The 24286-nt window shown below is 69.2% G+C and carries 23 protein-coding genes and 1 pseudogene; 15 read left to right on the top strand and 9 right to left on the bottom strand.

Features of this window, described 5'->3' with window-relative positions:
* Positions 1–265: 265 nt before the first annotated feature.
* Both GPX89_RS12925 and GPX89_RS12920 read right to left on the bottom strand, forming a co-directional pair.
* Positions 266–403: a hypothetical protein gene (locus tag GPX89_RS12925; RefSeq protein WP_157387693.1), complete on the bottom strand. Its 138-nt coding sequence runs from the start codon at positions 401–403 to the stop codon at positions 266–268.
* A gap of 72 nt (positions 404–475) precedes the next feature.
* Positions 476–1243, bottom strand: coding sequence for an SDR family NAD(P)-dependent oxidoreductase (locus GPX89_RS12920; RefSeq protein ID WP_328601776.1), 768 nt, complete (start codon positions 1241–1243; stop codon positions 476–478).
* A 208-nt stretch (positions 1244–1451) separates the two neighbouring features.
* Between GPX89_RS12920 and GPX89_RS12915 the strand changes: the two genes are divergently transcribed.
* Positions 1452–2441 (top strand): AurF N-oxygenase family protein, encoded by a 990-nt coding sequence (locus tag GPX89_RS12915; protein ID WP_157387692.1) that lies wholly within the window; start codon positions 1452–1454, stop codon positions 2439–2441.
* 27 nt (positions 2442–2468) lie between these two features.
* Here the strand turns inward: GPX89_RS12915 and GPX89_RS12910 are convergent.
* Positions 2469–2783, bottom strand: a pseudogene (locus GPX89_RS12910) (helix-turn-helix transcriptional regulator); the annotation flags it as partial.
* A gap of 107 nt (positions 2784–2890) precedes the next feature.
* On the opposite strand from GPX89_RS12910, the gene GPX89_RS12905 reads away from it, so the two are divergent.
* On the top strand, positions 2891–3886 hold the full coding sequence (locus tag GPX89_RS12905; protein WP_157387691.1) for a GlxA family transcriptional regulator: 996 nt from the start codon (positions 2891–2893) through the stop codon (positions 3884–3886).
* Positions 3887–3909: 23 nt separating this feature from the next.
* Here GPX89_RS12905 and GPX89_RS12900 read toward each other — a convergent pair whose 3' ends face one another.
* The 3 genes from GPX89_RS12900 to GPX89_RS12890 form a co-directional block, all read right to left on the bottom strand.
* Positions 3910–4761, bottom strand: a complete 852-nt coding sequence (locus GPX89_RS12900) for an ABC transporter permease (RefSeq protein ID WP_157387690.1) — start codon at positions 4759–4761, stop codon at positions 3910–3912.
* Entirely contained in the window at positions 4758–5771 is a 1014-nt protein-coding gene (locus tag GPX89_RS12895; RefSeq protein ID WP_198347390.1) for an ATP-binding cassette domain-containing protein, read from the bottom strand. The genes GPX89_RS12900 and GPX89_RS12895 overlap by 4 nt, the downstream gene beginning before the upstream one ends.
* Before the next feature lie 132 nt (positions 5772–5903).
* On the bottom strand, positions 5904–6107 hold the full coding sequence (locus GPX89_RS12890; RefSeq protein ID WP_157387689.1) for a YgaP family membrane protein: 204 nt from the start codon (positions 6105–6107) through the stop codon (positions 5904–5906).
* 376 nt (positions 6108–6483) lie between these two features.
* Between GPX89_RS12890 and GPX89_RS12885 the strand changes: the two genes are divergently transcribed.
* Together GPX89_RS12885 and GPX89_RS12880 are read left to right on the top strand one after the other, a co-directional pair.
* Positions 6484–7116 (top strand): TetR/AcrR family transcriptional regulator, encoded by a 633-nt coding sequence (locus GPX89_RS12885; protein ID WP_157387688.1) that lies wholly within the window; start codon positions 6484–6486, stop codon positions 7114–7116.
* A gap of 186 nt (positions 7117–7302) precedes the next feature.
* Positions 7303–8688 (top strand): lipase family protein, encoded by a 1386-nt coding sequence (locus GPX89_RS12880; protein ID WP_157387687.1) that lies wholly within the window; start codon positions 7303–7305, stop codon positions 8686–8688.
* Positions 8689–8724: 36 nt separating this feature from the next.
* On the opposite strand, the gene GPX89_RS12875 is transcribed toward GPX89_RS12880, so the two are convergent.
* Positions 8725–10182, bottom strand: coding sequence for a dihydroorotase (locus GPX89_RS12875; RefSeq protein ID WP_328601775.1), 1458 nt, complete (start codon positions 10180–10182; stop codon positions 8725–8727).
* 138 nt (positions 10183–10320) lie between these two features.
* On the opposite strand from GPX89_RS12875, the gene GPX89_RS12870 reads away from it, so the two are divergent.
* From GPX89_RS12870 to GPX89_RS12860, 3 genes are read left to right on the top strand one after another with little or no spacing between them, the layout of a single operon-like run.
* Positions 10321–11508 carry a CaiB/BaiF CoA transferase family protein gene (locus GPX89_RS12870; protein WP_157387685.1) on the top strand — a complete coding sequence of 396 codons (1188 nt, stop codon included), beginning with the start codon at positions 10321–10323 and terminating at the stop codon, positions 11506–11508.
* Complete coding sequence (locus GPX89_RS12865) at positions 11505–12323, top strand: cyclase family protein (protein WP_157387684.1); 819 nt, start codon at positions 11505–11507, stop codon at positions 12321–12323. The genes GPX89_RS12870 and GPX89_RS12865 overlap by 4 nt, the downstream gene beginning before the upstream one ends.
* Positions 12320–13774, top strand: a complete 1455-nt coding sequence (locus tag GPX89_RS12860; RefSeq protein ID WP_157387683.1) for an MmgE/PrpD family protein — start codon at positions 12320–12322, stop codon at positions 13772–13774. Before GPX89_RS12865 ends, GPX89_RS12860 begins: the two co-directional genes overlap by 4 nt.
* A gap of 198 nt (positions 13775–13972) precedes the next feature.
* On the opposite strand, the gene GPX89_RS12855 is transcribed toward GPX89_RS12860, so the two are convergent.
* On the bottom strand, positions 13973–14887 hold the full coding sequence (locus GPX89_RS12855) for a hydroxymethylglutaryl-CoA lyase (protein WP_328601774.1): 915 nt from the start codon (positions 14885–14887) through the stop codon (positions 13973–13975).
* 152 nt (positions 14888–15039) lie between these two features.
* Between GPX89_RS12855 and GPX89_RS12850 the strand changes: the two genes are divergently transcribed.
* Genes GPX89_RS12850 through GPX89_RS12840 form a run of 3 tightly spaced genes read left to right on the top strand, consistent with a single transcriptional unit; the run spans position 15040 to position 17616 of the window.
* A complete protein-coding gene (locus tag GPX89_RS12850; protein WP_157387682.1) occupies positions 15040–16254 on the top strand; it encodes a CaiB/BaiF CoA transferase family protein in 1215 nt (404 codons plus the stop codon).
* A gap of 10 nt (positions 16255–16264) precedes the next feature.
* Positions 16265–16900 (top strand): isochorismatase family protein, encoded by a 636-nt coding sequence (locus GPX89_RS12845; RefSeq protein WP_157387681.1) that lies wholly within the window; start codon positions 16265–16267, stop codon positions 16898–16900.
* 8 nt (positions 16901–16908) lie between these two features.
* Positions 16909–17616, top strand: coding sequence for a hypothetical protein (locus tag GPX89_RS12840; protein ID WP_157387680.1), 708 nt, complete (start codon positions 16909–16911; stop codon positions 17614–17616).
* Between the two features lie 30 nt (positions 17617–17646).
* Here the strand turns inward: GPX89_RS12840 and GPX89_RS12835 are convergent, their stop codons facing one another.
* Positions 17647–18435 carry an IclR family transcriptional regulator gene (locus tag GPX89_RS12835; protein WP_328601773.1) on the bottom strand — a complete coding sequence of 263 codons (789 nt, stop codon included), beginning with the start codon at positions 18433–18435 and terminating at the stop codon, positions 17647–17649.
* 123 nt (positions 18436–18558) lie between these two features.
* On the opposite strand from GPX89_RS12835, the gene GPX89_RS12830 reads away from it, so the two are divergent.
* The 5 genes from GPX89_RS12830 to GPX89_RS12810 are packed head-to-tail and all read left to right on the top strand — an operon-like array spanning position 18559 to position 24251.
* Positions 18559–19038: a flavin reductase family protein gene (locus GPX89_RS12830; protein WP_157387678.1), complete on the top strand. Its 480-nt coding sequence runs from the start codon at positions 18559–18561 to the stop codon at positions 19036–19038.
* Complete coding sequence (locus GPX89_RS12825) at positions 19035–20309, top strand: acyl-CoA dehydrogenase family protein (protein WP_235947097.1); 1275 nt, start codon at positions 19035–19037, stop codon at positions 20307–20309. The genes GPX89_RS12830 and GPX89_RS12825 overlap by 4 nt, the downstream gene beginning before the upstream one ends.
* A complete protein-coding gene (locus GPX89_RS12820; RefSeq protein WP_157387677.1) occupies positions 20306–21694 on the top strand; it encodes an aldehyde dehydrogenase family protein in 1389 nt (462 codons plus the stop codon). Before GPX89_RS12825 ends, GPX89_RS12820 begins: the two co-directional genes overlap by 4 nt.
* A complete protein-coding gene (locus GPX89_RS12815; protein WP_157387676.1) occupies positions 21691–22833 on the top strand; it encodes an FAD-dependent oxidoreductase in 1143 nt (380 codons plus the stop codon). The genes GPX89_RS12820 and GPX89_RS12815 overlap by 4 nt, the downstream gene beginning before the upstream one ends.
* Entirely contained in the window at positions 22830–24251 is a 1422-nt protein-coding gene (locus GPX89_RS12810) for an aldehyde dehydrogenase family protein (RefSeq protein ID WP_157387675.1), read from the top strand. Before GPX89_RS12815 ends, GPX89_RS12810 begins: the two co-directional genes overlap by 4 nt.
* Positions 24252–24286: the final 35 nt, after the last annotated feature.

The raw sequence follows: 24286 nt of genomic DNA, 5'->3' as shown, positions 1-24286 counted from the left end.
ACTCTACGAATGATCGAACCGGGCCCCTTTGGCTAGCAATAGAACTGATATCACACACCGGGAATATCTGAAAGAGGCGCAGTCCACAATCGATCGCCCAGGCCATCCACATACGCTGTCGCACAACATCATTCAGAGCCCGCGAGAAATTTCGCTGCCGTTCAATGCGATACGAAAGCGGCACGCATACATATTGCGTGCCGCCCCGTGGCGATATCAGTGAAAGAATATTGGCGTCAATGCGACATCGGCCGAACTTCCATTCTCAGCGAGCCCCGCGCCACGCGTCCTGCACCACTCGCCGATGGTGCAGGACCGCGGTTTCCGCGAACTGGTCGCGATGGGCTTGCACCAGCTTTCGATGCAGGTGCCGGGCTCGCTGCAGCGGCTTCCGGATCGACATGACGCGCCTCCTCCTTGGTGTGGCGCTCGTGTCGCGCCGTTCATCAGGTAAGACGGAGCGCGGCAGCAGAATTCATCGCGGCGCCATGCGCAGCGCGCCGTCCATGCGGATGGTCTCGCCATTCAAGTAGTCGTGCTCGGTGATGTACTGGGCCAGCTGCGCGTACTCGTCCGGGCGGCCCAGGCGCGACGGGAACGGGATTCCGGCTTCGAGGCTCTTGCGGTACTCCTCCGTGACGTGGGCGAGCATCGGGGTGTCGACGGTGCCGGGGGCGATGGTGTTCACGCGAATACCGAACTGCGCCAGGTCACGCGCGGCCGGAACGGTCATGCCCGTGACGCCGCCCTTGGAGGCGGAGTAGGCGATCTGGCCGATCTGACCCTCGAACGCCGCGACCGACGCGGTGTTGATGATGACGCCACGCTGGCCGTACTCGTCGACCGGCTCGGTCTTGGCGATCGCGTCGGCGGCCAGGCGCATCACATTGAACGTGCCCAGCAGATTGACCGTCATCACGATGCGGAACAGCTCGAGGTCGTGCGGGCCATTCTTGGACAGGATGCGTCCCGCCCAGCCGACACCGGCGCAGTTGACGACGATGCGCAGCGGCACACCGGATTCCACGACCTTGGCGACCGCGGCGGCCACCTCGTCACCGCTGGTGACGTCGGTCGGGATGAGGGTGACACCGGCGGGGACGCTGTCGCCCGCGCGCTCGATGGACTGAGCCAGATCCAGGCCGAACACGGTCGCGCCCAGGTCGGCGAAGCGCTTGGCGGTGGCCGCACCCAGACCGGACGCACCTCCGGTGACAATGGCGGCCGAGCCCGAAATCTCCACGGCTGATGTGATCCTCTCGCTGGTGGACGGCATGGTCGACACGAAGCTATCGGGGCCCGACCTCCACTTCTATCGGTAATCCGCAGAATTCCGGCGACTCCGGCTGTGCACATTGACATTCGCGACCGACAACCCCTTGTGTGTAACTCTGGTTATCACTTACTTTGGAGTGTGTCGCACCGCACAGGCGCGGGGAGACGAGGAGGCAATGGTGGCTCTGACGACAGCGAAGACGGTTCCGGCCGAACGGGAGTACGCGGATTTCCTGCGCACCCTGTCCGAAGGATCGGTGCACAGGAACTTCGACCCGTACCTCGATATCGATTGGGACGCACCGGAGTTCCGGATCGATCCAAAGGATCCGCGGTGGGTGCTGGCACCCGAGATCGATCCGCTCGGGGCGACCGCGTGGTATCGGGCGCAGCCGCTGGAGAGGCAGATCGAGATCGGGCGGTGGCGCATCGCCAATGCCATCAAGGTCGGCGCGGCATTCGAGAGCATCCTGATCCGCGGGATGATGCAATACATCATGCGGTTGCCCAACGGCTCTCCGGAGTTCCGCTACTGCCTCCACGAGATGACCGAGGAGTGCAATCACATCCAGATGTTCCAGGAGCTGGTGAACCGCATCGGCGTGGACGTCCCGGGAATGCGCCCGATCTTCCGCACCCTGTCCCCGTTCATCGGCGTGGCGGGCGGCTACGCCTGGGCCATCCTGTTCATCGGCATCCTGGGCGGCGAGGAACCGATCGACCACTATCAGAAGGCGGTCATCCGCAACGGAGCCCACCTGCCGCCCGCGGTCGTGCGGTGCATGGAGATCCATATCGCCGAAGAGGCGCGCCACATCTCCTTCGCCAACGAGTTCCTGAAGGAACACGTCCCGGCGATGAACCCGCTCTACCGCAATGTCTGCGGCATCGCCTTCCCCCTCGCCATGCGCTGGCTGGCGGGCGAGATCATGGCCCCGCCACCGGAGTTCGCGCGCACTTTCGACATTCCCCGCGAGGTCATCAAGGAAGCCTTCTGGCGCTCACCCGAGGGCTCGAAGACCTTGGCCGGATACTTCGGCGACATGCGTTCCCTCGCCTCGGATCTGGGTCTGATGAACCCGGTGACCCGTCGCCTGTGGCAGCTGCTGCGCATCGACGGTGACCATGCCCGCTACCGCAGCGAACCCGACCGCCGCGTCGCCTGACCGGGCGCCGCGCGCCGCTCGGAAATCGCGGGGTGAAACACCGTAGCGGCGTTTGAAGGCCACGCTGAGGGTGAAGGCGCTGGCGTAGCCGACCCGATCGGCGATGCGCTCCAGGGTGATCCGGTCCGGATCGTGCAGCAAGTCGGCGGCGCGCGCGAGGCGTACGGCGGCGAGGAAGGCCATCGGCGGCCGACCGGTCAGGGCGGTGAATCGGCGGGCGAACGCCGCCCGGGAGATGTGGACCTCGGCCGCCAGGGACTTCACGGTCCAGGCGCGCGCGGGGTCCTCGTGCAGCAGCCACACCACGCGGTTGATGAGCGGGTCGCCGTACGCATCGAGCATCACTTCTCCTCCTAGCGGCAAGACCCCGACCACCGTGAAACGCAGCCTATTTCGCCCCCTCGCCGCAGAGGAGTGTCTGAAACGACATATCTAGTACCGTTTGCGACATGGATGTTGCGGTTCTACTCGCCGATGGTGTCGGAGATCTCGGGCTCGCCTCGGTGCTGGAAGTGTTCAAGGTCTGCAACAGCCTCCTCCGCGACGCCGATTCGGTCATCGAGCCGTGGCACGTCCATCTGATCTCCGCGCAGGTCAGTGTCCGATCGGGCAACGGCTACGAGATCGCGACCAGCCCCCTCGCCGAGGCCGAGGTCGACACGGAACTGTTGATCGTTCCCGCGAATTCGGCCCTCGATGCGGACACGCTCGTCCGCAGCCTCGACGATCCCGCCACAACGCCACTGCTGCACTACATTTCGGCGACCCACGCGGCGGGCGTCCATCTGGCGGCCGCGTGCACCGGAACCTTCTATCTCGCCGAGGCCGGTGCGCTCGACGGCACGGTCGCCACGACCAGCTGGTGGCTGGCCCCCGCGTTCCGCCGCCGCTACCCCAGAGTCGATCTCCACGACGCCGAAACACTCTGCGCCGGAACACAGGTCACCACCGCAGGCGCGGTGCTGGCGCATCTGGACCTGGCGCTGTCACTCGTCGCGAGACGCACTCCGGAACTGGCCTTCGAGGCGTCCCGCTATCTGCTCGCCGGCGATCGGCGCAATCAACGCGCCGCGGCGATTCCCGGCGTGATCGCCCGGGGCGATTCGCTCATCGCGAACTTCGAATGCTGGGTGCGAGACCACCTCGCCGAACCGTTCCAGATCGTCGACGCCGCCCGCGCCCTCGGGGTGACGGCCCGCAGCCTGCAACGCGCGGCCCAGGCCGAACTGGGTATGTCGCCGGGCGATTTCGTCAACGAGATCCGCCTCCAGCGCGCCACCACACTGCTACAGACGACGGACCTCACCGTCGAGGCGGTCGCCGGACGGGTGGGCTACCAGAATGCGGGCACCCTGCGCACCTTGTTCCGCCGCCGCCGCGGCCAAACCATCACCGAGGTCCGATCGACACCCCTCCATTGGACGCTGACCTCCTCCCATCGCTGACCGAGCCCGCCCGAGCCGCGGCCTCATTCGGTGCGGGAGAACCGGGCGATGGCCCCGGCCAGAGCCGCGGCCGCCACCACGGCGATGATCAGCAACTCGGTCCCGGTGCCGAGAGCCACCGAGCCCCAGCTGATGCCCGGAGTGAGTCGGCCCGCCACCTCGGCGGGGACGGTGACGTGATGGAAGACCATGCGGCGCATGGGATCGACGGCGTAGGTGAGCGGATCGATCTTCGTGAGTACCGCCAGCCAGGTGGGCAGCCCCGAGGACGGGAACATCGCGCCCGACAGGAAGAACATCGGCATCGCCACGAACTGCAGCACAGCCTGGAACGCCTCCATCTGTGTGATGGCGCTGGCCAGCAGGACGCCGATGGAGGTGATCATGATCGCGGTCAGCACCATGATGCCGACCAGGCCCAGCAGCAGGCGCGGCGAATACGGCACCCGCACCGCACCGGCGAAGGCGAGCATCAGCAGGCCCTGAACGGTCGCGACGGTGGTGCCGCCCAGCACCTTTCCGATCAGCAGCGAGGCCCGGCTGCACGGTGCGACCAGCATTTCGCGCAGGAAACCGAACTCGCGATCCCACACGATCGACATGGCCGAGAAGATCGAGGTGAACATCACCGTCATGGCGACGATGCCGGGGAACATGAAGGTCCGGAAGTCGAAACCCGGTGTGGCCGTGGTGAGCCGGGTCAATCCGGTGCCCAGGACGAACAGGAACAGCACCGGCTGGGCCAGCGAGGTGAGGATGCGTAACCGGTTGCGCGCGAACCGGATCAGCTCACGCTCCCACACCACCCGGATCCCGCGCAGCTCCAGGGGCCAGCCCGTGGTCACGGTGCCCGTCGAGATGCCGGTGGTCGTCATCGCCGCCACATCCGTCCCATATCGCTGGTCACGTGCGCGTCGCTGTCGCGGATGGTGCGACCGGTGTACGCCAGGAACACGTCGTCGAGGCTGGGCCGCTCGACCCGCACCATGAGCACCCGGACGCCCAGGTCGGTGACCAGAGCCGGGACGAATTCCTCGCCGTCGGCCACCTGCACGGTCAACCCCTCCGGGATCCTGGTGGCCGCCAGGCCGAATCGCTCGTTCAGCGCGGCAGCGGCCGCCGTGTCGTCGACGGTGTGCAGTGAGACGCGGTCCTTGCCGATGCGCCCCTTGAGCACCTGCGGCGTGTCGTCGACGATCAGTTCCCCGTGGTCGATGATCGCGATGCGGTCGCAGTTCTCGGCCTCGTCGAGATGGTGGGTGGTCAGGAAGATCGTGATGCCCTCGGCCACCCGCAGCTGCTCGATATAGGACCAGATGTGCAGGCGGGTCTGCGGATCCAAGCCGATGGTCGGCTCGTCGAGGAACAGCACTTTCGGCGAGTGCAGCAGTCCCCGCGCGATCTCCAATCGCCTGCGCATGCCGCCGGAGAAGGTGCGCACCAGATCGTCCCGCCGATCCCACAGCTCAACCATCTCGAGCAATTGCCGCACCCGCCCGCGGTATTCGCGTCGATCCAGGCCGTACAGCTCGGCGTGGAAGCGCAGATTCTCGCTCGCGGTCAGATAGGTGTCGAGCGTCGAATCCTGGAACACCAGCCCGATGCGCTTGCGCACCAACGCGGCCTGCGTCACGGTGTCGTATCCGGCGACCCGAGCCCGTCCCGAACTCGGCCGGGCCAGCGTGCACAGCATATTGATGGTGGTCGACTTGCCCGCGCCATTGGGGCCGAGGAACCCGAAGGTCTCCCCCGGGCGGACCGAAAAGCTGATCCCTCGAACCGCGTCCACTTCGCCGAACCGTTTGGCCAGGTTCTCCACCTCGACCACCGGTGCCGCAGCGGGCCGCGTGACCCCGGACACCGGAACAGACGCGGGCATCGCCATGGCAGCTCCCTCGTTCACCGAACCGTGGGGTTCAGCCTGCGCCAAGAGCGCACCACGGCCCAGAGCCCGAGGACCCGAGACGCGGGGACCAAAGCGATCACCGCCGGACAACCCGTCGAGCGGCGTGCCGGGCTACTCGAATGCCGGGCCCGCGGGTACGTGGAGTCTGCGCAGAATCGCGGCGGCGGGGCAGAATCCGGTGACGGCGGCCTGGAGTTGGTTGGCGCCGACGAAGGCCGTGAGCAGTAGGAACCAGGGCGAGATCGTCACCGCGAGCAGGATACTGAGCAGGCTCAGGGTTCCGGCGAGGACCAGGACGGCTTTGTCGATGTTCATGTGCGGCAAAGGTTTTCCTATCGTCCGAGGATCCGGCTCAGCCAGCCCTGACCTTCGTTCCCGGGATGGCCGGGGCACCACCGGTCGGCCGATCGGAGACATACCGGTAGACCGCCATGGTCGCCATTCCGCATCGGCTATCAACAGCCGGACGCCACCATCGGACCACAGCAACTCCGGATCGGCGCGACCCGCCTCTGGGTCCTCCCCAACCCGAGCGGCCTCAACGCCCACTACCCGCCAACCCAACTCGCCGCCGAGTTCACCCGCCTGCGCACCGCCGCGGCGATCCCCAACCGCCGACCAACGAGCACGTAGAACCCGGGCGGTCACCCCTCGATGATTCTTCCGCGCGGGTTCCCGGCACGATGGTCACATGGGTGACGCGACCGAACGGACCGTTCCACGCCGGACCATGCAGCAGCGGCGCGAGGCGACCGTGGCCCGTTTGGTCGACGCGACGATCGAGTCGATCTGCGCGGTCGGGGTCGACCGCACCTCACTCCGCGAGATCTGCACGCGGGCAGAGCTTTCCAACGGGGCATTGTTCAAACAGTTCGGAAGCCGCTCGGAGCTGATCGCGGCGGCCTCCGAGGAGATCTTGACGCGGCTGCTCGCGCAATTCCATCAGGTCATCGACCATCTCGCCGACGACGAGAACTCACTGGAGGCGTCGTTGAGGTTCCTGCGCGTGGCGATGAGCACGCCGCTGACCCACGCGCTGCGCCAGATCTATATGGCGACGCTGCACGACGCCGACCTGCGCACCCGGATCGAACCCGCGGTGAGCCGCTACTACAGCGCCCTGACCGAGCACGTCGAGCAGACCGGCGCACTGAACCAGTTCCCGGAGCACGTCCGGGAACCGCTGACTTTCATTGTGCTGCACCAGTTCTCCGGCGAAGCCCTGACCCGCGTCGCCTATCCGCGAACCGACATCCAGGACCGCATGCTCGAGATCACCCTCGACATGCTCCTCAGCTACGCGGCCACGTTGCGAGCCCGCTGACCCGAGCATCCCCCCGATCCCCTGCGCCCATCGTCACGAATCAGGGTCGACGACGACTGTCTGTGACACTTCAGACGTGACCGTTGACACACCTTCGACTCCGAGCCTAGAGTCCATAGATAGAGAGCACTCGCTCTCCAGATATGAAATGTGCTCTGCGCGCTCAGGATTCGATGAGGAGTTCCCATGGCCGCCAGTAGTTTCCGCATGTCCCTTGCCCTTACCGCCGCGACACTGGCCCTCGCCGTCTGCCCCGCCGCGGGCGCCGATCCGGTTCCCGTTGCCCCGGCACTCCCCTTTCCGATACCGCCCGCGCCGCCGTATCTGGATCCGGCGTTCTACCAACCTGATTCGACGCGGGTCGCGGCGGCCGAACCCGGGGAGATCCTGGCGGCGCGGCAGGTGAACCTCGCCAACTTCTGGCTGATTCCGTTGAACGTCAACGCATGGCAGCTGTCGTACCGCAGCACCAATACCCGTGGTGAGCCGATCGCCGCAGTGGCGACCGTGGTCGTGCCGCATCGCCAACCCCCGAGCGGGCAGCGCGGGCTGTTGTCGTTCCAATTCGCCGAGGACTCCCTGTCGATCAACTGCGCGCCGTCGTACACACTGCAGATGGGCTCGCTGCCGAATCCGATGAATCCGGTCATCTCCGCGGAATTCGTGCAGGTGCAGGCCATGCTGCAACTGGGCCACGCGGTCGTCATGCCCGATCACCAGGGCCCCAACGCGTCCTACGCGGTCGGCCCGCTCGGCGGCCGGATCACCCTCGACGGCATCCGCGCCGCGGAACGCTTCGAACCGGCGGGCTTGCCCGGCACCGACACCCGCGTGACCATGTGGGGTTATTCGGGCGGCGCGATCCCCACCGCCCACGCCGCGGAACTGCAACCGGAATACGCGCCGGAGGTCAACCTGGTCGGCACGGCCGCGGGCGGGCTCATGACCGATGTCCGCGCGGCGATCGACTACGACAACGGCACTTCCCTCGTCGATGGCTTGGTCTACGGCGGCCTGCTGGGCGTGGCACGCGAATACCCCGAGGTCGACCGGTTCCTGGACCAGCACCTGACGCCCCGCGGCAAGGCCATCCGCCTGGTGCACGAAAACCAGTGCGTCGCACTACAAGGCGCGGCTTTCCCGTTCCTCAACCTCAAGGGCCTGTTCGACTATCCCGGCGACCCCATGCAAGCACCCGACATGCAAGGCGTGCTCGACCAACTGACCCTCGGCCACCGCGGCACCCCGAAATCGCCTGTCTTCCTTTTCGAATCCCCCTTCGACGAGGCCATGCCCACCAATTCCGTGAACAACCTCTACGACACCTACTGCCGCGACGAGAACGCCCGCGTCTACTACACCCGCGACATCTTCAGCGAACACGTCGTCGCCGACATCTCCACCACCGGCACCGCCGCAATGTGGCTCAACGACCGCCTCAACGGCGTCGAAGCCCCCGCCGGCTGCCACAACCGCGACGTCTACACCGGCCTACTCGACCCGGGCTCGATCCAATTCTTCGCCAACGCCATCGGCCAGACCCTCGCCTCCGCCCTGGGCATCCCGATCTGAGCTCAGGATCGGCGCACGGGTGGCCGGGCCGCACCCTCAGCCTCGGCGCAGGTAGCGCCCGCGTGGTTCACCCTGGACGCGGCCGTGGGCGAGGATGCGGTGGCCGCGCAGGAAGACGGTGTCGACCCGCGCCGTCATCTCGAAGCCCTCGAAGGGCGTGTACTCTTGGGCGGATTCGGAATCGGCGGCCCGCACGGTCCAGCTCGCCCCGGTGTCGACCAGGGCGATATCGGCGTCGAAGCCGACCGCGATGTCGCCCTTGCCGGTGAGACCGTAGCGACGGGCCGGATTCCAGGATGTCAGCCGGGCGATGCGCTGCGGGCTGAGCCCGCGTTTCACACCCTCGCCGACCAGGCCCGGCAGCACGTATTCGGCGCCCCCGAACCCGGACTTGGCGAGGAAGACGTCCTCGCGGTCGGTGCCGAACTTCTGCTCGTCGCGGCAGCAGGCGTGATCGCTGACCACCCAGTCGATCTCACCGGCCAGCACATGCCGCCACAGGGCTTCGACGTCGGCGCGCTCCCGCAACGGCGGATTCACCTTGCCGCCGATGCCGGGTGCGGAATCGACGTCGGCGAGCAGGTGCCCGATCGTGACCTCACGCCGGAAATCGATATGCGGGAACGCTTTTGCCATGCGCAGCGCCGCGTCCACGGCCTTGGCCGAGGACAGGTGCAGCAGGTTGATGGCGGGGAAGCCGGTTTCGTGCGCCAGATACGAGGCGGTCGTGACCGCCAGTCCTTCCGAATGCGGTGGACGCGAGGCGCTGTAGGCGCGCAGTCCGGTGAGTGTGCCTTCGCGTTCCACGAGTTCGGTGTACGCGGCCATGATCTCGGCGGTCTCGCAGTGCAGCGACAGCGTGATGGCGTCCCCGAAGCGCTCGCGCGCCCGCCGCAGTCCGCGCATGACGAATTCGAAATGCGCCAGGTCGTAGCGTTCCTCCGGCGGGATCATCAAGAACTCCGCCTGATCGCCCGCGCGGCCGTGCAGTCCGTGACCACCGTAGAACATGAAGATCTTGAACGAGGTGATGCCGAATTCCTCGATCAGGTACGGGATTTCGTCGATGTGCTCGCGTGTCATGGGCGCGAGGTGGATGGCGTGGTCGACGTAGGAGCGCCCGGCCATGCGGCTCAGCACTTCGGGCACGAAGTCCCGGTAGGAGCCGCCACGGTTGAGATAGTAACGGCCGGTGCGCAGATAGCTCACCGAGGTGGTGACACCCCCTTGCGCACACGCGCGGCTCTCGGTGACGGTGTCGTCGGACAGCTCCGAGTAGATCCCCCAGTGCTGATGTGCGTCGACCACGCCCGGGAAGGCCAGCCGCCCCTGCGCGTCGACCACCTCGCTCGCCGAGGCCGCCGAAATCCCCGGTGCGACAGCACTGATCACGCCCCCGGTGATCGCGATGTCGAGGTGGTCCGGCTCGACGGCGTCCGGCGCCCCCGGGCGGACGACACGAGCGTTCCGGATCAGCAGATCGATCTCCGCCACGACTGACTCCAGTTTCCTTGTGCGAAACATCTTTACCGGTATGCCGATCATGGCAGTAGGATTCCCAGGTAGTCAACGTCTGCACCATCGTCGATGTTTCGCACTACGAAACACACTGGCGAGGTTAGGAGTTCAGAAATGGCCGGTCCACTCTCGGGAATCCGGGTCATCGACGCGGCGACACTGTTCGCGGGCCCACTGGCCGCCACCATGCTGGCCGACTTCGGCGCGGAGGTGATCAAGATCGAGCATCCGAGCGGGGATCCGGTGCGCGGCCACGGAGCGGCCCGCGACGGGGTGGGCCTGTGGTGGAAGATGCTGGGGCGCGGCAAGAAGTCGGTCACCCTGCACCTGGGCACCCCGGACGGCCAGGAGTTGTTCCGCCGCATGGCCGCCGACGCCGATGTGGTGATCGAGAACTTCCGGCCGGGCACCCTGGAACGGTGGGGGCTCGGATATTCCACACTGCGGCAGCACAATCCGCGCCTGGTGCTGGCCCGGGTGACCGGTTTCGGGCAATTCGGTCCCTATGCGCACCGGCCCGGGTTCGGCACGCTGGCCGAGGCCATGAGCGGTTTCGCGGCCATGACCGGCGAACCCGACGGCCCGCCCACGCTGCCGCCGTTCGGCCTGGCCGACGGAATCGCCGCGCTCACCACCGCTTTCGCGGTCCTGACCGCGCTGCGCGCCCGCGACCGCGACGGCCACGGACAGCAGATCGATCTGGCCATCGTCGAGCCCCTGTTGACGCTGCTGGGGCCCCACATCCTCGCCTACGACCAGCTCGGCGAGGTGCCGCGCCGCACCGGCAATCGTTCCGGCAACAACGCCCCGCGCAATATCTATCGCACCGCCGACGACGGTTGGGTCGCGGTCTCCACCAGCGCGCAATCCATCGCCGAACGCGTGCTGCGGCTGGTGGGGCGGCCCGAATTCCTCGGCGCGCCCTGGTTCGCCACCGGGGCCGGCCGCGCCGCGCACGCCGACGAGCTCGACGCCGCGGTCGGCTCCTGGATCGCGCGACGGCCCACCGCCGAGGTGGTGCGCGCCTTCGAGCAGGCCGAGGCCGCGATCGCACCGGTCTACACCGCCGCCGACATCGTGGACGATCCGCAGTTCCGCGCACTCGAATCGATCGTCACCGTGCCCGACGACGAACTGGGCCCGATCCGTATGCAGAACATCCTGTTCCGGCTCTCGGACACACCCGGCGGCATCCGCTGGAGCGGGCCCCCGCTGGGCGCGCACACCGCCGAGGTGCTGGCCGCCTACGGCGTCGACGATCCGGAACTGACGCGGCTGCGCGCGACGGGAGTGGTCCGATGACCGCGCGAAATCCACTGCTGGAAGCCATCTCCGGCGGAGTCGAGTTGATCGAGCTGGGCCAGCCGTTCTTCACCGGCATGCCCTGCTCGCCCAACCATCCCGGCTTCCGGATGACCTTGATCCGCCGCCACGGCGACATGGTGCGCTCCGACGGCGGTTCGGCCGCCAACGAGCTCATCGTGACCGGCGGGCATGTCGGCACTCATATCGACGCGCTCAGCCATGTCAGTCACGAGGGCCTCCTGCACGGCGGCGTCGCGGCCGATCGCGCGCAGCGCGGCGGGGTGTTCCATGAGCACGGCGCCGAACACCTGCCGGGCCTGCTGCGCCGCGGGGTGCTGCTGGATGTGGCCCGCGTGCACGGGGTCGACACGCTGCCCGGCGGCTACGAGATCACCGTCGAGGATCTGCGAGCCGCCGTGAAACACGCCGGGACGCAACCCGGTTCGGGCGATGTGGCGCTCGTGCGCACCGGATGGTCGCGGCTGTTCGGGGATCGCGACGCCTACCTGGGCGTTGCGTCCGGCGTGCCGGGGGTGGGTCTCGAGGCCGCCCGCTGGCTGGCGGCCCGCGGCATCGTCGCCACCGGGTCGGACACCACCGCCTACGAGTGCATCCCGCCGAGAGCCGGGCACGCGGTACTACCGGTGCATCGGGTGCTGCTCGTCGAGTCCGGCATCTACATCCTCGAGCACCTCGCGCTCGAGGCGCTCGCCGACAGCGGACTGGTCGAATTCGCTTTCCTGCTCGCGCCGTTACGCATCGTCGGCGGCACCGGCTCCCCGGTGCGCCCGCTCGCGGCGGTGAGCCGATGAGCGAGCAGACCATAGTCACGCGACTGGCCGAATTCGCCGCGGACGCCCGGAGCGACGGCGTGGGTTCCACGCTGCGCCTCGATGCCGCCCGCCGGGTGCTCGACGTGCTCGGAAACAGCCTGGCCGCCTTGGATTCCCCGCCCGCCACGGCCGTGCGCACCGTGATCGCCGAATGGGGCGGCCGCGACGATGCCACCGCCCTCGGCCTGGCGGGCGGGCTGCCCGCGCCGAGCGCCGCATTGCTCGGCGGCACCCTCGCGCACGCCTTGGATTTCGACGACACCCACCTGTTGTCGGTGCTGCACCCGTCGGCGGCCGTGGTGCCCGCCGCACTCGCGGTCGCCGAACAGCGCGGCGCGAGCGGCGCGGCGCTGCTGGACGCGATAGCGGTCGGGGTGGAGATCACCGTGCGCGCCGGACTCGCCGGATACGATGCCGCCCTCGGGAATTCGATCTTCTTCGAACGGGGACTGCACGCCACCGCCATCTGCGGCGCGGTCGGCGGGGCCGCCGCGACGGCCATGTTGTCCGGCCTGGACGCCACCGGCATCGCGCACGCCATGGGCATCGCCGCCAGCATGGGTTCGGGCCTGCTGGAAGCCAATCGGACCGGCGGCACCGTCAAGCGCGTCCATTGCGGCTGGGCCGCCCACGCCGCCGTGGTCGCGGCCGGGCTCGCTCGCGCCGGGCTCACCGGTCCGCCGACGGTTTTCGAGGGACGGTTCGGACTGCTGCGCGCCTTCTGCGGCGAGGAGGCCGATCTCGCCGCCCTCGTGACCGGTCTCGGCGAACACTGGGAGGTGCGCGAGGTCTGCTTCAAGCCCTACCCCTGCAACCATTTCACCCACGCGGGCATCGACGCGGCCCTGCGCCTGCGCGCCCGGGGCGTGCGCCCCGACGACATCGAGTCGCTCGAGCTGGGCGCACCCGCCGCGGCCCTGCGCACCATCGGCTTCCCGCCCGAGCTGAAGGCGCGCCCCGAATCCGGATATCACGCCGTGTTCTCCGGCCCGTACACGGTGGCCGCCGCCTTGATCGGCGGCGGCGGTCTGGGCGTCTTCCACGAGGATTTCACCGATGCCGCCGCCCGCGACCCACGCCGCCTGGCCCTGGCCGCCCGCGTCCGGTGCGCCCCCGATCCACGCAGCGACGAGATCTTTCCCCGCCAGTTCCCCGCCGTCCTCACCGCCCACCTGCACGACGGCCGCACCCTGACCGAGCGGGTCGAGGCAAACCGCGGTGGCCCCGGAAACCCCTTGTCCGCAGACGAACTCGCACTCAAGTTCCGTCTCAACACCGCCGGGATCCTGACCACCGCGACGGCGAACACCCTCAGCGCCATCACCTACGACCTGGCCACCGCCCCGGATCTCGAGCAACTGCTCCACCCCCTCCGGACGCTGCGGGCACGCCGTCCCGACCCCCTGGCAGGCTCCGACAGCTCGGACTGACGCCGAGAGTTCCGCCGCAGTCGGCATGGGGCCAGGCTCGCGTTCCCGTGGGCGGCAGCGATGGTCAGGACGTAGCCCAGCCCACCCGGCACCGGATTCGCGAATCGCCGTGGCGGCTTCCGAGAAGGCGAGTCGGGAGCCGCCATGTCACGCCCGCCGACGAGCGGCGTATCGACGAGCGCCACGCAGGCGCGATCATCACCGATGTGCTTGCGCCACTGCGATATCCGGGAAGACTCCCGCGCGCCCGAGCAGGGCGGGCACGGGTGCGCCCAGCACCTCGCCCAGCCATCGCGCCGTGTCGATCGTCGACGCGATGTCCACGCCGGTTGTGATCCCCATGCGGTCGAGGGTGTAGAGCAGGTCCTCGGTGGCGATATTGCCGGTCGCGGCCGGGGCGAACGGGCAACCGCCGATGCCGCCGATGCTGGTGTCCAGGACGCGGACGCCCGCCTCGAGCGCGGCGACCGCATTGGCGTAGCCGGTATTGCGGGTGTTGTGGAAGTGGCAGCGCGGCAACGCCTCCGGGGCCAGTTCGGTCAGCGCGGTCACCAGGCGGCGCACCCGGTCGGGGGTCCCGGCACCGATGGTATCGGCCAGCGCGATCTCCTGCGGCCCGGCCTCGGCGACCCGCGCGATGAGCTCGCGCACCCGGGCTTCGGGCACCTCGCCTTCGAACGGGCAGCCGAAGGCGGCGGCGAGGGTGACGGTGCGCCACAGCCCGGCTTGTTGTGCGCGCTCGGCGAGCCGTTCCCAGCGCGCGACGGCCTCCTCGATATCGCAGCCCTGGTTGCGCCGGCTGAAGGTGTCGGTGGCCACGACCACCACATTGATCTCGTGCACGCCCGCGGCCACCGCCCGGTCCAGGCCGCGATCGTTGAAAACCAGTCCGGCATAGGAGATCTCATCACTCCCGCGCACTCCGGCCAGTACGGCTTCGGCGTCGGCCAGCTGCGGCACCAGATCGGGGTGCACGAAGCTGACCGCTTCGATGCGGCGCGCTCCCGCGGCCGCCGCGCGATGGATGAGCTCGATCTTGTCGGCGGTCGCGATGGCCCGCTTCTCGTTCTGCAGCCCGTCGCGGGGCGCGACTTCGACCAGGGTGATGTCCACGAATCCTCCGTAGTGCCAACGCGTTCGGCGAGCCCGCGACCGGATCGATCACGATCTTGCTAGCCGTTTCGCTACGGGATACATTGTATCCATTCTTGCGGAGCCCGGGAACGAGTCCGGCGTCCGCGGCCGTGACAGGACGGAGTCGCCGAATGTCCGAGAACACCACCCCCGCGCCGGGCCCGCTGGCCGATCTGCGGGTGATCGAGATGGGGCAGCTGCTGGCGGGCCCGTTCTGCGGGCAGCTGCTCGGCGACTTCGGCGCCGAGGTGATCAAACTCGAGTCACCGGGGCAGGGCGATCCCATGCGCGAGTGGGGCCGCGAGAAGCCGTACGGCAAGTCGCTGTGGTGGCCGGTGGTGGCGCGCAACAAGAAATCGGTCACCTGCAACCTGCGCACCGCCGAGGGGCAGGCCCTCGCACGCGATCTCATCGCCCGCGCCGACATCGTGGTGGAGAACTTCCGCCCCGGCACCCTGGAACGCTGGGGCCTGGACTACGAGACCCTGCGCGCACTCAATCCGGGCCTGATCCTGACCCGCGTCACCGGCTACGGCCAGTACGGCCCCTACGCCCCGCGCGCGGGGTTCGGTTCCATCGGTGAGGCCATGGGCGGAATTCGCTACACCACCGGCGATCCCGACCACCCGCCCGCCAGAACCGGTATCTCCCTGGGTGATTCGCTGGCCGCGGTGTTCGCCACCATCGGCACCCTCGCCGCCGTGCATCATCGCGGGCGCACGGGCCGCGGCCAGATCGTGGACTCGGCCATCTACGAGGCGGTGCTGGCCATGATGGAATCGCTGCTGCCCGAATGGGGTGTCACCGGCTACCAGCGCGAACGCACCGGCCCGGTGCTGCCCAACGTCTCCCCCAGCAATGTCTACCCGACCGCGGGCGGCGAGCTGATCCTCATCGCCGCCAACCAGGACACCGTCTTCGCCCGGCTGGCCAAGGCCATGGGACAGCCCCAACTGATGAGCGCCGAGCATTTCGCGACCCATTCCGCCCGCGGCGAGCACATGGCCGAACTCGACGCCATCGTCACCGCCTGGACCGCCGCCCGGCCCGCCGCCGAACTGCTCGAACTGCTGCACGCCGAAGGCGTGCCCGCGGGCCGCATCTACACCGCCCGCGACATGTTCGCCGATCCGCACTTCGCCGCCCGCGCGGCCATCGTGCGGCTGGCCCATCCCGAGCTCGGTGAGGTCCCGATGCAGAACGTCTTCCCCAAGCTCAGCGAAACACCGGGCAGCGTCCGGCATCTCGGCCCCGAACTGGGTGAGCACAATGCCGAGGTCTACGGGCGGCTGCTCGGGGTGGGCCCGGACCGGCTGACCGCACTCGCGGCCGACGGCATCGTCTGAGGAGTCCGCCATGTCCGATCTGGCCGATGACTATCGCCGCCACGGGTTTTCGGGACGCCTGGGTATGGGCGAGCGGCCCGCCGTCCTGGTGATCGACGTGTGCGCGGCCTATCTCACCGACGGCTCCCCGCTGCGCGCCCCCGTCGAGGCCGCGGTCCGTGCGACGGCGACCCTCGTCGCACGGGCCCGGACGGCCGGCAGCCCGGTCGTCTTCACCCGGGTCGGCTATCGGCCCGGCAGCGCCGAGGGTGGGCTGTTCCGCCGGAAGGTCCCCGCCCTCAGCGTGTTCGAGGAAGGGAACCCGCTCGGCGATTTCCTCGCCGAGCCCGCCCCCGCACCCGGCGAGGTGGTGGTCGTCAAGCAGTACGCCAGCGCCTTCCACGGCACCTCGCTCGCCGCGACGCTCACCGTTCTCGGCGTGGACACCGTGCTGGTCACCGGTCTCACCACCAGCGGCTGCGTGCGCGCCTCCGCCACCGACGCACTGCAGCACGGCTTTCGGCCGCTCGTGGTCGCCGATGCCTGCGGCGACCGCGATCCGCGCCTGCACGAGGCGAATCTGCTGGACCTCGACGCCAAGTACGCCGACGTCATCGATCTGGACGCCGCCCTCGCGGCGCTCCGCCGAGCCACAAGACCTTCGTGAGGAAATCTATGGGCGCGCATCACTACGGTTGGTGGATCCTGCTGCACCTGGTCCTGTTCGTGTGCTGGCTGGGCGGCGATCTCGGGGTGTTCTACTCCAGCCGCTTCGTCATCGACCCGACACTCACCCCGCCCGCGCGCGCGACCGCGCTGGCCATCATGAGCGGCCTCGACCTCGGGCCGAAGGTCTGCCTGGTACTGTTCCTGCCCAGCGGCGTGACGCTCATGGCCGAGTCCCCGCACGGCGCACGCCTTCTGGGCATCGATCTGTTTCCCTGGTGGTCGATCGCGCTGGTGTGGGCGCTCGCGGCGGTGTGGCTGACGCTCACAGTGATCACGCACCGCACCCACGGGCGCATCGCCGCCGTCCATCGGGCCGATCTGGCGCTGCGCGCGGCGGTGATCGCGGGCATGACCGCCGCGGGCGTCTACACGCTGTGCGCGCGCGAACCGTTCGGTGTCACCACCGATCCGCGCTGGCTCGGGGGCAAGATCCTGCTGTACTGCGCCGCCATCGCAGCCGGTCTCGGCATTCGAATCACCTTGCGCCCCTTCGGCCCCGCCTTCGGTCGCATGCTGGCCGGAGGCTCGGGCACCGACGCCGAGACCATACTGCGCCGCAGCGTGAACGGCTGCCTGCCCTACGTGTGGGTCATCTGGGGCAGCGTGCTCGCCGCCGCGGCGCTGGGGGTGTTCAAACCGGGCGCGCACCTGTGAGGCACGCGCGGCACCGGCCCGGCCGTCGAGTCACTGACCGGCGTAACCGAGTTGGGTCGAGAGCGCACCGGAGGCCTTGAGCAGCATCGGCACGTAATCGTCGATGTGCGGTTCGAACCGCGACAGCGGCCCGCACACGCTGATCGCCGCCACCACGCCACCGTCGTGGTCGAGCACGGGCGCGGCGATCGAGGCGGCCCCTACCTGACGCTCCCCCAGCGACACCGCATAACCGCGGGCGCGAATCGCATTCAGCTCCGTCCGCAGCTTGCGCTGCGAGGTGACGGTAGCGTCGGTGAACGCGGTCAGCTCGTGCCGCCGCAGGTATTCGTCGATCTCCTCCTTGCGCAGGTAGGCCAGGATCGCCTTGGAGGAGCTGCCGGCGTGCAGCGGATAGGGCTGCCCGAGCGCCACTTCCATGCGCAGCTCCTGATCCGGCACCACCTGGTCCACGTACATGCGCGTGTCGCCGCGCCGAATGGACAGGGTCGCGGTTTCCCCGGTGAGGCTGGCCAGCCGGCGCAGTTCCGGGCCCGCCATCACCCGCAGATCGGTGCGCGCCAGATACGCGCGGCCCAGTGCCATGGCCGCGTGCCCGAGCGCGTAGCGACGCGTGGTCGGTTCCAGGGTGATGAGATCGCGGCTGCGCAACGCCGTAAGTATGCGGTGCACAGCGGCTTTGGTGATGCCGAGCTCATTGGCGATCTCGGTGACGCCGAGATCGGGCCGGCCGCTGCGGCCGAAGAGCAGCAGGACGTCCATGGCGCGTTCGACCGCGGCGATGGACCGGCTCTGGCTGTCGGTTTCGGTATCGGGCACGCGGCCAGTGTAGAGGTGCGATTTCCCCATGGGAAACACGATCGCCCGGGCGTCGGTTGCGCCACCGACCGCCTAGCGTTACCTTGTGCGTAACAGCGTTTCCACTACCGAAACGGAGTAGAGATGGAATCGCAGGATCTCCGGACGGTGATGGCGCAGTGGGCGACCGGGGTCGTCGTGGTCACCACGCGCACCGCGGACGGCGGCCGCCACGGCATGACCGCCAGCTCGTTCACCAGTGTGGCGCTGGATCCCCCGCTCGTCTCGGTGTGCGTGACATCCAGCGGAGCGACCTGCCGGATGATCCGGCACAGTGGGGTTTTCGCGGTCAACATGCTCGGCAGCGACCATCGGGAGGTGGGCCGCCGCTTCGCCGGACCCGCCCTCGGCGACCGCTTCGCGCTGGGCGACTGGGCCACCGCGAGCACCGGCGCCGCGGTGCTCGCCGACGCCGTCGCCTGGCTGGATTGCGTTGTGGCCGCGTGCTATCCGGCCGGGGATCACACCATCGTGCTGGGGCTGGTCCGCGACGCCGCCATGCCGCGCCCGGCCGCCCCGCTCATCTATCACGACCGCACCTATCACGAGGGGATCGCCCGATGATCGGACAACGACTCGTCGAAGACATGACACCGGCGGAACTCGAACGCGCCGAACGCGTCGACTCTGTGCTGCCAGCCCTGCGCGCCGCCGCCGAGCAGGCCGACGTCACCGCCACTTTCCCCGCCGCGCATGTCGCGCTGCTGCGTGACGCCGGGCTGCTGGGCCTGGTGGTGCCGGAGAAGTTCGGCGGCCTGGGCGGCACGCTGCGCGATCTGGCCGCCGCCACCTATGCCATGGGCACCGCCTGCCCGTCCACCGCGCTGGCCTATTTCTTCCACAACACCAGCGCCTCACGCGGACTGCTGCCGCTCGAGGCCATCGACGCCGGATTGTTCGACGACGCCGAGATTCCGGTGGTGCGGGCCTTCGCCGAGAAGGTGCTCACGCGCATGGGCGAGGGGGTGTGGCTGGCCAACTTCGCCTCGGAATCGGTGAAGACCTCCGGAGCCAATATCACCATCGCCACCACCGCGCGCAAGGTCGACGGCGGGTGGATTCTCAACGGCGAGAAGTCTTTCGGCTGCGCGACCGGCGTCGCCGACTACTATCTGACCTCCGCCAGGCTCGAGGGTCACGAGACCGCCGAGGGGCTGGCCACCTTCTTCGTCCCGCGCGACGCCGCGGGGGTGAGCACCCGGGCCCCCTGGGACGGCCTGGGCATGCGGGCCACCGCCAACAACGGCATCCGGCTCGCGGACGTGTTCGTTCCCGACGACGAAGCCCTCGGCGTGCCGGGCGCCTTCACCAAGATGCTGACCATGAGCCGGGGCAGCTTCGTCGGCAACCAGCTCGCCATCGCCGCGGTCTACACCGGATGCGCCCAGCGGGTCTACGACGAGATCCTCACCGCCACCACGACGAAACGCTTCGCCGACACCGGAGAACCGATCGCATCGTCGCCGGTGCATCAGCTGCTGTTCGGAGAGATGACGCGCAGCCTGCACACCGCCTATCTGTGGCTGCGATACCAGCTGGCGATCGAAACCGCCGAGGTGCCGGTCAAATCCAAGCAGGAGGTGTTCGCGCAGTGGCGGTTGGGCAAGGGCGCGGTCACCGAGGCGTGCTTCCAGGTGGCGCTCGGCGCGCTCAAGGCGGGCGGCACCTCTGCGGCGTCCATGCACGGGGTCACCGGGCGGGCGCTGCGCGATCTGGCCATGGGCCTGGTCATGACCTTCCCGGCCGAGCGCGGCATGCTGGAGGTGGCGCGCATCGTCACCGAGGCGCGGGCCAACGACCTGTTCGCCACCGCGCCGGCGGAGGCCGCGCGATGAGTATCGGGCTGCCGGAGATTCGCGATCTGGTCGACGGCGAATGGGGCGCACCCGCCGTGGATCTCGTTCTGGCACTGGAGGATCCGGCCACTGGCGAGGAGATCGGCCGGGCCCGGGCGTCCGCGCCCGAGGTCCTCGAACGCGCCCTGGGGGCGGCCGACGCCGCCTCCGGGCGTATCGACGCCGACGCCCTCGACGCCATCGCCGCCGGGTTGGAGGCGCGGCTGGATCGCCTCGCCGAACTCGACGCGTTCGCCACCGGCGTCCCGCTGCGTCAGACCGAACTGCTCGCCGCGATCGTGCCGGGCTCGTTTCGGTTGGCCGCGGACCAGATTCGCGGCGGCGCGCTGCGGGCCGACCGCGGCCCGGTCGAGGTGCATCGGCTGCCGTTGGGTCCCGCGCTGTGCCTGGTGCCATGGAACGCGCCCGCCCCGATGGCCGCGCACAAGGTGGCCAATGCGCTGGCGGCGGGCTGCCCGGTGATCCTCAAGGTCAGCGAGCTGACGCCCTACAGCGCGGTCGTTCTGGCCGAGGTGATCGCCGAGCACGTTCCGGCGGGCATGTTCCAGCTCGTGCACGGCGACGCCGCCACCGGGGCGCGGCTGGTGGCCGATCCCCGTATCAAGGCGGTGTCCTTCACCGGCGGCGTGCCGGGCGGCCGCGAGATCGCCACCGTGTCCGCGCCCCTGTTGCGGCCCTGCCAGCTCGAATTGGGCGGGAACAACCCGCTGATCGTGCTGCCCGACGCCGATCTCGACACCGCGGCGCGGATGGGCGCGGAACTGCTCACCACCCTCAACGGGCAGTGGTGCCGGGCGCTGGGGCGGTTGATCGTGCCCGCCACGCGCGCGAGCGAAGTGACCGAGGCGATCGGCAAACGGCTCGAGGCGCTGCGCATGGGCCCGCCCATGGAGCGAGCGACGGAACTGGGTCCGCTGGTGCACTCCCGGCACGCTCGCGGGGTGCGCGCGGCGCTGGAGGGGCGTGCGCACCGGACCTACGGGACGCCACCGGACCGCGGCAACTACCTCGCCCCCGCGCTGCTCGCCGAGGATCTCGGCGAGGAAGTGTTCGGTCCGGTCGCCGGTGTCGTCACCTACGACAGCGTCGAGGATGTGGCGCGGCTGGCCAATGCCGGGCCCTACGGGCTGGAAGCCTATGTGTGCGGGGCGGATACCGAGTTCGCGCTGGCGGTGGCGCGCCGGATTCGCGCGGGCGAGGTGAAGGTCAACGGTTCATCGGTGATGAGCCTCGATCTCATGACCCCGCGCCCGGCGTGGGGTGTATCCGGGCTCGGCGAGGAGGGCACCGCCGAGACGCTGCGGTTCTTCACCGGAGCCCGGGTGGTCGGCGTCGAGGGGCGATTCGCCCTGCACACCTCATGAGCACCGTCGCGATCGCGGGCGCGGGACCGGTCGGGCTCACCGCCGCGCTGATGCTGGCACGGCGGGGCATCGATGTCACCGTCCTGGAGCAGGGTCCGGGGCTGGCGGCCGAATCCCGGGCCTCGACCTTTCACCCGCCCACCCTGGATATGCTGCGGGAGCTGGACGTGGCGGACGCGCTATTGCGAAAAGGCTTGGTGGCCTCGACTTTCCAGTATCGAGAACGCGGCGGCGACGCCATCGCCACCCTCGACCTGGGTGTCCTGGCCGGGGATACCGCGTTCCCGTACCGGGTGCAGTGCGAGCAGAGCAAGCTCACCCCGATTCTGCTGGACGCGCTGCCCGACGGGGTCCAGGTGCGGTTCTCGCATGCGGTGCAAGGGGTTTCGGCCGATGCGCGCGGGGTGCGGGTCGCCACCTCGCGCGGGCCGGTGGACTGCGACTATCTCCTCGGCGCGGATGGCGCGCATTCGGCGGTGCGGCAGGGGATCTCGGCGGATTTCGAGGGCAGCACCTATCCGGAACGATTCCTGGTCGCCTCGGTCGAAGAGGACCTCACCGCGGCGCTGCCCGGAATCGCGCCCATCAACTACGTGTTCGATCCGCACGAGTGGCTGGTGCTGCTGCGCACCCCCGACCATTGGCGGGTGCTGCTGCCCACCCCCGACGGCACCTCCGACGCGCACGAATTGCACAGGCTGCCCGGCCGTTTGACCGGAGTCGCCGATCTGGGCCGCCCCTGGCGCATCGCGCACGCCAGTCTGTATCGGGTGCACGAGCGGGTGACCTCCCGGTTCCGCGTCGGCCGGGTGCTGCTCATGGGTGATGCCGCGCACGTGAACAATCCGCTCGGCGGGCTCGGCATGAACAGCGGCATCCACGACGCGGTCCGGATGGCCTCCGCGCTGGCCGACGTGCTCGGCGGCGCGCCGGACACGGTGCTGGACCGGGCCGCCCGGCAACGCCGGACCGTCGCGGTCGAGCATGTGCAGCGCACCAGCCGCGCCAATTGGTCACGGCTGCACCGGCACGACGCGGAGTACCGGCGGCAGCTGCGGGAGCTGGCGGCCGATCCGGTCGCGGCGCGCGCCCACCTGCGGCGCGCCTGCCTGATGGATTCGCTCGAGGCCACCGCATGAGAGTCCACCGCGAGAATCCGGCCCGCCCACGCGAACTGGTCGGCTCGGTGCCGATCACTCCGCCCGAGGCGGTGGAAGTCATCGCACGGGAAGCGGATCGACGTTTCCGGGAGTGGTCGCGTGCACCGCTGTCCGCCCGGCTCGAGCCGCTGCGGGCCGCCGCGGACAGGATGGACGCCGACGTCGGCGAGCTGGGCGAGCTGCTGGCCCGCGAGACCGGTAAACCGGTCGTCGACTGCCGCGGTGAGATCTCGTTCGCCGCGGTGTATCTGCGCTGGCTCTGCGATCGGGCGGAGACGGTGTTCGCGCCCACCGAGATCGACGACCGCCTGGGGCGGCTGACCGTGACACCGCGCCCGTACGGCGTCGTCGCGGCCATCACGCCCTGGAACGCCCCGATCATTCTCTCGATCCTCAAGCTCGGTCCCGCACTGGCCGCGGGAAACACGGTGCTGCTCAAGCCCTCTCCGCTCGCCCCGCTCACGGTGACCCGGGTCGCGCAACTGCTGCCCGAGAGCACCGTCGTGCACGGCGGCCCCGAGCTGGTGCAGGCGTTGATCGCCGATCCGCGCGTCGGCAAGATCGCGTTCACCGGCGGCGACGCGGCCGGGCGCGCGATCGCCGCGGCCGCCGGACAGGCGCTCAAACCGCTGGTCCTCGAACTCGGCGGCAACGACCCGGCGGTGTTCCTCGACGACTTCGCGCTCACCCCCGACGATTACGAGCGTTTGGTACTGGCCTCCTTCGCCACCTCCGGGCAGGTGTGCATGGCGGCCAAACGTCTCTACGTCCCCCGACGACGCGGCGAAGAGTTCCTCGACGCGTATCTGGCCGCGGCGCAGCGCATTCTGCGGGTCGGAGACCCTTTGGACGAGGCGGTGACCATGGGACCGGTGGTCAGCCGCGCGGCCGCCGACCGGGTCACCGCGTTGATCTCCGATGCCGCCGCCCGCGGCGGGCGGATCATCACCCTGGCGGACAGCCCTGAAAGGGAGGGCTATTTCGTCGACCCGATTCTCGCCTGCGGACTGGCCGACGACGCACCGCTGGTCAGCACCGAGCAGTTCGGACCGGCAGTACCCCTGCTCACCTACTGCGACGAGGCCGAAGTCCTCTCCCGCGCCAACGATTCCGACCTGGGCCTCGGCGCGTCGGTCTGGTCCGCCGACGAGGACCGCGCCTTCGCGTTCGCCGCCCAGCTGGAAGCCGGGTTCACCTTCATCAACACCCACAACCGCACCGGGATGTCCCTGCACGCCCCGTTCGGCGGGATGAAGCGCAGCGGCTACGGTCGCGAATACGCCGAAGACGGCCTGCGCGAATACATCCAGACCACGGTCACCCACTCCCCCGCCGCCTTCCGCCCCGGTGGTCCGGGCCTGCCCGCGCGCGCCTACCCCGCAGCCACCGGAATCTGAATCCGCTCGGCCGAACCGAGCGGCTCCACGGACTA

The sequence above is a fragment of the Nocardia terrae genome (genome assembly GCF_009760405.1).
Classification (GTDB): domain Bacteria; phylum Actinomycetota; class Actinomycetes; order Mycobacteriales; family Mycobacteriaceae; genus Nocardia; species Nocardia terrae.
The sequence above is the reverse complement of the archived record's forward strand: the minus strand, read 5'-3'. Positions and strand labels throughout refer to the sequence as shown.